8 protein-coding genes and 2 pseudogenes are annotated in these 8232 nt (G+C 69.7%); 5 read left to right on the top strand and 5 right to left on the bottom strand.

The window, feature by feature from the left end; all coding sequences use genetic code 11:
- Positions 1-188: pseudogene (locus JO059_RS15480) on the bottom strand (GNAT family N-acetyltransferase); the annotation flags it as partial.
- Between the two features lie 9 nt (positions 189-197).
- A complete protein-coding gene (locus JO059_RS15475) occupies positions 198-1577 on the bottom strand; it encodes an FGGY-family carbohydrate kinase (RefSeq protein WP_293320194.1) in 1380 nt (459 codons plus the stop codon).
- Positions 1578-1607: 30 nt separating this feature from the next.
- Between JO059_RS15475 and JO059_RS15470 the strand changes: the two genes are divergently transcribed.
- Complete coding sequence (locus JO059_RS15470; RefSeq protein WP_293320192.1) at positions 1608-2606, top strand: NAD(P)-dependent oxidoreductase; 999 nt, start codon at positions 1608-1610, stop codon at positions 2604-2606.
- Positions 2603-3265 (top strand): L-fuculose-phosphate aldolase, encoded by a 663-nt coding sequence (locus tag JO059_RS15465; protein WP_293320190.1) that lies wholly within the window; start codon positions 2603-2605, stop codon positions 3263-3265. The genes JO059_RS15470 and JO059_RS15465 overlap by 4 nt, the downstream gene beginning before the upstream one ends.
- Positions 3266-3306: 41 nt before the next feature.
- Here the strand turns inward: JO059_RS15465 and JO059_RS15460 are convergent, their stop codons facing one another.
- Positions 3307-4191 carry a helix-turn-helix transcriptional regulator gene (locus tag JO059_RS15460; protein WP_293320188.1) on the bottom strand — a complete coding sequence of 295 codons (885 nt, stop codon included), beginning with the start codon at positions 4189-4191 and terminating at the stop codon, positions 3307-3309.
- Between the two features lie 65 nt (positions 4192-4256).
- Between JO059_RS15460 and JO059_RS15455 the strand changes: the two genes are divergently transcribed.
- Positions 4257-4904, top strand: a complete 648-nt coding sequence (locus JO059_RS15455; protein WP_293320186.1) for a class I SAM-dependent methyltransferase — start codon at positions 4257-4259, stop codon at positions 4902-4904.
- On the opposite strand, the gene JO059_RS15450 is transcribed toward JO059_RS15455, so the two are convergent.
- Complete coding sequence (locus JO059_RS15450) at positions 4877-6133, bottom strand: zinc-binding dehydrogenase (protein ID WP_293320184.1); 1257 nt, start codon at positions 6131-6133, stop codon at positions 4877-4879. The two genes, JO059_RS15455 and JO059_RS15450, sit on opposite strands and share 28 nt — an antisense overlap.
- Entirely contained in the window at positions 6130-6906 is a 777-nt protein-coding gene (locus tag JO059_RS15445; protein WP_366516218.1) for an SDR family NAD(P)-dependent oxidoreductase, read from the bottom strand. The genes JO059_RS15450 and JO059_RS15445 overlap by 4 nt, the downstream gene beginning before the upstream one ends.
- A 114-nt stretch (positions 6907-7020) precedes the next feature.
- Between JO059_RS15445 and JO059_RS15440 the strand changes: the two are divergent.
- Both JO059_RS15440 and JO059_RS15435 read left to right on the top strand, forming a co-directional pair.
- Positions 7021-7962: pseudogene (locus JO059_RS15440) on the top strand (class I SAM-dependent methyltransferase); the annotation flags it as partial.
- Positions 7936-8232, top strand: a 297-nt coding sequence (locus JO059_RS15435; RefSeq protein ID WP_293320196.1) for a class I SAM-dependent methyltransferase, incomplete at its 3' end; no start/stop codon positions are given. The pseudogene JO059_RS15440 and the gene JO059_RS15435, both read left to right, overlap by 27 nt.

Genomic DNA, 8232 nt, shown 5'->3' with positions numbered 1-8232 from the left:
AAGGACATGCTCATCACGGCATCGGCGGCGGTATGGGAGACGTCGAGCAAACCGACGATTGCCTCGACCGCGGCCGCCCTGTTGTCGGACTCCACCATCACGTCGAGCACTTCATGCCGACGTTCAAGGGCCTTCAACAGGGCGTCGGTGATCTCTCGACGGGCGGCTTTGCGGTCTTGGTCGGTCATGGCACAAGCCTAGAACGCCGCCGGGGGTATCGCGCCAGATCTTCGGTCGCCCAGTTCCAGGAACCGTTGGTAGCGATCCTCGATGGGCGCCGCCCAGGCGGGCCGGGGCTCCACGATGCGCTCGGTCGTCGCCCAGCGGGCGGCGTCGGCGATCGTGGTTTCCAGACCGGCCGCCATGCGCCCCAGAAATGCGGCGCCCAGCGCAGCGCCCTCGGCGACGCCCGACACCTGCACGGGCCGTCCGGTCGCATCGGCGATGGCCTGCATCCACGGCGACAACCGGGTGCCGCCGCCCGCGGCCACGACCCGCGATGTCGGCGCTCCGCTCAGCTCGATGAGCTGACGCACGACGAAGCCGGACGCCTCGTAGGCGGCCCTGCGCAGCGAGGCGGCATCGTGGGTGAGATCCAGCGCATCGACGATGGCCCGACGATCCGGGTCGTGGAACGGTGTGCGCTCCCCGCGGATGTAAGGCGACCACACCGGCACCCGGTGGGGCTCGACGGTCGTCGGGTCGCCCGGTCCCACTACGCGGTCCACCCAGCCGAGAAACAATCCGCCCGCGTTGCTTGCGCCGCCGATCTGGCTCTTGCCTGGCGCGAAGCGCGGAATTGTCCACAGGCCGGGCACCTGCCGAGGTTCGGGGATGGTCGTCCACACGATGAGGGTGGTGCCACACAGCACCAGCACGTCGCCGTCCTGGTCGGCGCCGGAGACGAGCTGTTCGCACAGGGCGTCGACGGCACCGATGGCCAGCGCCGCGCCGGTCCCGTGCACCTGACCGACCGCCGCCCCGATGGTTTCCACCCGCGGCATCTGTTGAACGGTCGCGCCCCGCTCGGCGCATGCCGTCGCGTCCCAGCCGGTCCCGTCGAAGAGCGGATAGGCCGTCGCGGCCGTGGCGAAGTCGATCACGGGCTCGCCGGCCAGGGCGTGGTTGGCCACCGCCGGCGCCGGCCAGTACGCGGCGGCTTGCGGAGCCCGCGCGGCCGTCCAGCGCAGAAACTCGGCGGCCTCGCCCGCCGCCGGAAGCGGCGGCGCGGGTTGTGCTCGCGCGCCGGGGGCCCTGCCCCGGCTATCGCCGTACAACAGGCCCGGCGTCGTGGGCGTGCCGGCGGAATCGACGGCGGTCATCGACGGCACCATCGCCGCGACCGCCACCGCCCGGACGCGGTGCCCCGAGGCCGACTGGCGCACCTGATCGAAGGCCGCCAAGGGGCCTACCCGCCAGGCCGCCTCGGCGTCGTGCTCCAGCCGGTCGGGGGCCGGCACCCGCAGCTCGTGCGGAATGCGGACGCGCGCCGTCACGCGGCCGTCGGCGTCGGCAGCCACCGCTTTGACCGCCGTGCTGCCGATGTCGATGCCGATTGTGACGTCTTCGCGTGACACGCGCGTCACCGTACGCCAGCATGGAAATCCGTGACGCCAAAACCGCGCGCCCTGGTGACTGCCCCGTTGCGCGGAGCGGGGTTCGCCAAGCTCCGCGAGCTCGCCGACGTGATCTACGACCCTTGGATAAGGGAAGCCGAGGCGACCCCGCTGCGGATCTACAGCGCCGAACAGCTGGCCGAGCGGATCGTGGCCGAGGCCGCCGATGTCGTTGTGGTGGAAAGCGATTCGGTGCGCGGCCCGGTGTTCGACCAGCGGGAGCGCGCCCTGATCGCAGTCGCCTCGACCCGGGGCGACCCCAACAACGTCGACATCGAGGGGGCCACCGCGGCCGGCATCCCGGTGCTCAACACCCCGGGTCGCAACGCGGACGCGGTCGCAGAGCTGACGGTGGCGCTGTTGCTGGCAGCCACCCGGCACGTGCTGCCCGCCGATGCGGATGTGCGCGGCGGCAACATCTTTCGCGAGGGCAGCATTCCCTATCAGCGGTTGCGCGGCTGGGAGGTCGCCGGGCGCACCGCCGGGCTGGTGGGCCTCGGCGCCGTCGGCCGCGCCACGCAGTGGCGGCTGTCCGGCCTGGGGATGCGGGTGATCGCCCACGACCCGTATAACGATGACGCCCGGCACGGCCTGGACGAGTTGCTGGCCGAGGCCGACGTGGTGTCGCTGCACGCACCGGTCACCGACGACACAGTCGGCATGATCGGCGCCGAGCAGTTCGCGGCCATGCGCGATGGCGTCGTCTTCCTCAACACCGCCCGGGCCCAGCTGCACGACACCGACGCGCTGGTCGACGCCCTTCGCGCTGGGAAGGTGTCCGCCGCCGGGCTGGATCACTTCGTCGGCGAATGGCTGCCCACCGATCATCCGCTCGTCGGCATGCCCAACGTCGTGCTGACGCCGCACATCGGGGGCGCCACGTGGAACACTGAGGCTCGGCAGGCTCAGATGGTGGCCGACGACCTGGAAGCGCTGCTGGCGGGTAAGACTCCCGCGCATATCGTCAACCCGGAGGTGCTCGGCCCATGAAGTTCACGAGATTCACCGACAACCCCGAAACCGCGGTGCTGGAAGCGGCCAAGGACATGCTGCGCCGCGGCCTGGTGGAAGGAACCGCCGGCAACATCTCGGCGCGCCGCTCCGACGGCAACATCGTCATCACGCCCTCGTCGGTCGACTATCGCGACATGGAACTCGACGACCTCGTTTTGGTCGACCCGGAGGGTGGCGTGCTGCATGCCGCCGAGGGTCGGGCGCCGTCGTCGGAAATGAAGCTGCACCTGGCGTGCTACCAGGCGTTCGACGACATCGGCAGCGTCATTCACAGCCATCCGGTGTGGGCGACGATGTTCGCCATCGCGCACCAGCCGATTCCCGCCTGCATCGACGAGTTCGCGGTCTACTGCGGCGGCGACGTGCGATGCGCCGAGTATGCCGCGTCGGGCACCCCCGAGGTTGGCCTGAATGCAGTCAAGGCACTCGAGGGCCGCGGCGCTGCCCTGATCGCCAATCACGGCCTGGTGGCCGTCGCGCCTCGACCGGACAAGGCGATGCACATCACCGCCCTGGTCGAGCGGACCGCGCAAATAGTCTGGGGGGCAAGGGCTTTGGGCGGTCCCGTGCCCATCCCCGAGGGCGTCAACCGCAACTTCGCCATGGTGTACGGCTATTTGCGGGCCAACGCCTGATTGGCTGGACACCGAATCCCGCTGACCGCCGAGACACCGCATCATGCATGTGCAACCGATGGCCGACCCGCATCGGCCGGCCGTCCGCGCCACGTGCGCGGTGAGACGCCGTGCGTGCGGGTGAACAGGCGGCTGAAATAGCCAGGGTCGGGCACCCCGACGCGCCTGGCCACCTCGGCGATCGGGAGCTCGGTTTCGGCCAGCAGCCCGCGCGCCGCGGCCATGCGGCGTTCGGCGATCCATTCGCCGACGGTGCGCCCGGTGCGGCGGCGCACCACGGTGGTCAGGTGCCCCGGTGTCACCCCGACTTCGGCGGCGACGTCGCGCAGCGACAACGGCTCGGGGTGACGCCGGTCGATCACCTCGAACACCTCGGCCAGCAGTGGCTCGCCGGCGCGCCGCAGTTCGGCCACCACCGGACCCGCGAGCCGGGCGAGGTCGATCAACAACAGCGTGAGATGCGCCAGGGTTGCCTGCCGGTAGCCCTCCTGCCGCGCGACCAGTTCGCATTCGATTGACGTGATCGCGGCGTCCCACGCCGACCGCCGCGCCGCGGGCACCTCCAGGCGCAGGATTCCCCCGGCGTGCCCGTGCAGGAAAGGGAACAGCAGCGGGTGGGCCCGCCACGCCGGCCACGGCGATCGCCCGTCCTCGCCCAGGGTGGCGGGGTCGAAAAACACCGCCACGCCGGCGTCACGAGCCGTCAACCGACTCGGGTCGAGCACTCGACCCGCGGCCGCAACGTAGACCAGCCCCGCCGCGGGAAGGTACCAGAGCGCCGGAAAGTCGTGGATGTGGCGACCGCGGTCGACGAAATCCTCGGGACCGGAGCGCACCACCGACACCGGGGGCGTGTCGGGGTCGGTCCGGTACTCGTAGATCGGCACCCCGGCGCGCTGCCGAACCAACCGGGTCGGTCGAGTCATGCGACCAAAAATAGTCCAACTTTTACCGATGATCACCCAATTACCGTTTGATCCAGGGGATCACCATGGTGCACGTGACGAAACATCATCCACATGATTACCTGCCTGCCGCCGGCCACGACGCACTGCTGCCGACGTACGACCTGATGTCACGCCTGCTGGGAATGACAAAAGTGCACGACGCCCTGCTGACGCAGGCCGAACTCACCGGCTGCCGTCGTATCCTCGAAATCGGCTGCGGCACGGGCAATCTCACCATTCGCGCCAAGCGCTCCCATCCCCACCTGGAGGTGATCGGATGTGATCCCGACCCGCGGGCGCGCCAGCGGGCACGCCGGAAGACGGACGCGATCCGCTTCGACGAGGGCTATGCCGAACGCCTGCCCTACGACGACGGCGAATTCGACCGGGTGCTGTCGTGCATGATGCTGCACCACGTCGCCGACGAGGCCAAACCCGCCGCGGCGGCCGAGGTCTTCCGGGTGCTGCGTCCCGGCGGCAGGCTGCACCTGGTTGACATCGGCGGCGACACGACCGCAGCCGACGGCCTGGCGGCGCGGCTCATCCGGCGCAGCCACCATGTGGCGGGCAACCTCGGCGACGCGATCCCGCGCCTGCTGCGCGCGGCGGGATTCGACTGCACCCAGGTGGGCTCGCACCGACAAAGGATTATCGGGCGGCTCACCTACTTTCGGGCCGCTCGGCCCGACTGACGTTGGTCGAAGGCCACCTTCACGGCACCGCTCTCGCCCTGGTTGGCGATCGCGAGGAAGGCCTCGCGCCACTGATGCAGCGGGAAGGTGTGGGTCAGCATGGGGCGCAGATCCACCCGGCCTGCGGTGACCAGGTCGAGGTAATGGGCGATGGCATGCTTGCGCTCGCCGTCGACCTCCTCGATGCCGAACGCATTCGAGCCGACGAGGGCGATCTCCTTGAAATACAACGGACTCCATTCCCACCGTCCCGGAGCATGGACGCCGGCCTTCACCAGCGTCCCCCGCGAGCGCAGGACCCGCACCCCGACTTCGAACGTCTCTGGCTTGCCGACGGTGTCGTAGACGACGTCCACCGCACCGGGGTGCGCCATCGGCAGGCCCAGCAGTGGCTTCCGCAGCCGGCCGCCGCCCCACGCGACTAGCTCGTCGATGACGGCCGGCCGCGGTTCGTGCGCCACCACCAACGCCGCCCCGAACCGGCGCGCCAGCTCCTCCTGCGTACCGAAGCGCGCCACCATCGCGACGGCCACATCCGGGTAGAGCGCCCGCAGGATCGCGAGCGCGCACAACCCCAGCGAACCCGCCCCGTACACCAAAACCCGACCGGAGTGCGGCGGCGGGTGGCGGGTGATCGCATGCAGGGACACCGAAAACGGGTCGGCGAACACGGCCAGCTCGTCCGGCACCGAATCGGGCACGTCGAACAGCATGCTGTCGTGCGCCGGCATCAGTTCGGCGTATCCGCCCGTCACGTCGGCCGACACCCCGGAGTGGATGCCGGGCTTGATGTCGCCGTCGGCAAAGCTCGCGCACAGGCTGTAGTCGCCGCTTTCACAAGCCGGACACGGCGGGTCAATGCCGCGCGGCCCGCAGGACAGCCACGGGTTGAGCACGACGCGCTGACCGACCCGAAGGCCTCGGGCCTTTGGCCCGACCTCGACCACGTCGGCGACCACCTCGTGGCCCATCACTTGCGGAAAAGAGCAGAAGGCGGACATGGCATTGTCGGCGTCACCCTCGCCGAAATCCATCAGGATCTGCTTGGAGTCCGAGCCGCAGATGCCGGTCAGCCGCGGTCGGGTGATCACCCAATCGTCGTGCAGCAGACGCGGATCCGGCACCTCCCGCAGAGCGGTCGGGGTGCGGCAGAGGTTGCGCGTCAGCGCGTTGGCGCCATCGGGCACCGCAAACGGCTCCGGGGGCACCCCGTACACGAGCGCCCTCATCGCGGCGCCTTGCCCGGATCGAGGGCTGCGGAGCCGGCGATGAAGGCATCGAGGTCGGCGTTCTTGGCGTCGACGACGGGCCTCATGTCGGGAAGGTAGTGCTCGAAGGTGTCGCTGCCCAGGGCCTCGACGATGCCCTCGGCCACCTCGTCGGCGGGCACCTTGGGCCCCCGATAGAGCGGTTCCTCGCTGCCCGGGTGGTCCCAGATCTCGGTATCGACCGGGCCCGGCTCGATCAGCTTCACCGCGACCCCGGTGCCGTGCAGGTCGACGGCCATCGCCTCGCTCCATCCGCACAGTGCAAACTTGCTTGCGCAGTAAGCGCTTTCGTGGATGATCCCGAGCCGGCCGCCGACGCTGGACACGTTGACGATCAGCCCCGATCCGCGCGCGAGCATCCGCGGAAGCAGGGCCAGCGTCAGCCGCATCGGGGCGAAGAAGTTGACCCGCATGACGTCCTCGACCTCGTCCGGCCCCAACATCGTTACGGGCCGCCGCTTCGGCATGGCGGCGTTGTTGATCAGCACGTCGATGCCGCCCAGCGCGTCCCACGCCCCCGAGGCCAGCTCGCCGAGCGCGGCGGTGTCGGCCAGGTCGGCCACCCACATCGCCGACCCTGGCGAGGTCCGCCGGCATTCGGCCAGCACCTCCGCCAGGCGATCGCGCCGGCGCGCCGTGAGCCCCACCACCGCCCGCCGCCCGGCCAGCTGCCGCGCCAGGGCCGCGCCCAGCCCCGACGAGGCGCCGGTGATGAGCACGCGCTTGTCCGCGATCCGCAACGACGTCGCCATCCGTCAAGGTTGCCGCGAAACCCGGGAAGCGTACAGTGGTACCGGCTTGTTATATCGGCTAAATATTAGCCTAACTACTTCCGAAGAGGGGCGAAAATGGCTTCTACCAGGTACGAGGGAGACACCTGGGACCTGGCATCCAGCGTCGGCGTGACGGCAACGATGGTCGCGGCCGCCCGCGCAGTGGCCAGCCGCGCCGAGCGTCCGCTGATCAACGATCCGTTCGCCGAGCCGCTGGTCCGCGCGGTTGGCGTGGATCTGCTCACGCGGCTCGCGACCGGCGAGGTGGATCCCAGCGACCTGAACGACGTGCATGACGGCGCGCCCTCGGACGGGGGATCCGCCGGGGCGATGTCGCGCATGGCCGACAACATGGCGGTGCGCACCAAATTCTTCGACGAGTTCTTCCTGGGCGCGGCGACTAAGGGCATCAGGCAGGTCGTGATCCTGGCCTCCGGGTTGGACGCCCGCGCATACCGCCTCGAGTGGCCCGCCGGGACCGTGGTCTACGAGGTGGACCAGCCGCAGGTTATCGATTTCAAATCCCGCGCACTGTCCGAGCTGGGTGCGGCACCGACCGCCGAGCGGCGCGTGGTGGCCGTCGATTTGCGCGACGACTGGCCCGCCGCGTTGCGTGCCGCCGGATTCGACCCGGCGCAGCCGACCGCGTGGAGCGCCGAAGGTCTGCTTGGCTACCTCCCACCCGAGGCGCAGGACCGTCTGCTGGACACCATCACCGAACTCAGCGCCCCCGGAAGCCGGATCGCCACCGAAAGCGCCCCCAAGCGCCAGCCCGGCGACGAGGACAAGTTGAAGGAGCGCATGCAAACCATCTCCGAGCGTTGGCGTGCGCACGGCTTCGACCTCGATATGGCGGGATTGGTCTACTTCGGCGACCGCAACGAAGCGGCCGGCTACCTGCGCGAGCGTGGATGGGCCCTCGAGGGCATCACCATCCGAGAATTGTTCGCCGCCAACGGTTTTGCGCCGCTCGAGGACGACGACATGCGGATGGGCGATGTGCTCTACGTCAGTGGTGTGCTCGCCAAGGGCCGCACCGACGGTGACAGCTGGGGCCCGGCGCAGAGCGTGGGAGCGACGGCCACCATGGTGGCGGCGTCCCGCGCCATCGCCTCGAAGGGACCGGATGCGCTACTCGACGACCCGCTGGCAGACCCGCTGGTGCGCGCCGTTGGTCTGGATCCCTTCGTTCGCCTCATCGACGGAGAGGTCGATTTCGGGGATGATCCGCTGTTCAACAGGAAAGCCCGAGCCGAGCAGATCGCGGTCCGGACAAGGTTTTTCGAC

Source organism: Mycobacterium sp. (assembly GCF_019247615.1).
In the GTDB taxonomy this organism is placed as follows: Bacteria; Actinomycetota; Actinomycetes; order Mycobacteriales; family Mycobacteriaceae; genus Mycobacterium.
This window is presented reverse-complemented; position numbering and strand designations above follow the sequence as displayed.

Bases quoted from the DNA above. Each gene is read 5' to 3' on its own strand.
- JO059_RS15460 (WP_293320188.1), bottom strand. From the start codon at position 4,191: ATGACTCGACCGACCCGGTTGGTTCGGCAGCGCGCCGGGGTGCCGATC.
- JO059_RS15450 (WP_293320184.1), bottom strand. From the start codon at position 6,133: ATGAGGGCGCTCGTGTACGGGGTGCCCCCGGAGCCGTTTGCGGTGCCC.
- JO059_RS15455 (WP_293320186.1), top strand. From the start codon at position 4,257: ATGGTGCACGTGACGAAACATCATCCACATGATTACCTGCCTGCCGCC.
- JO059_RS15465 (WP_293320190.1), top strand. From the start codon at position 2,603: ATGAAGTTCACGAGATTCACCGACAACCCCGAAACCGCGGTGCTGGAA.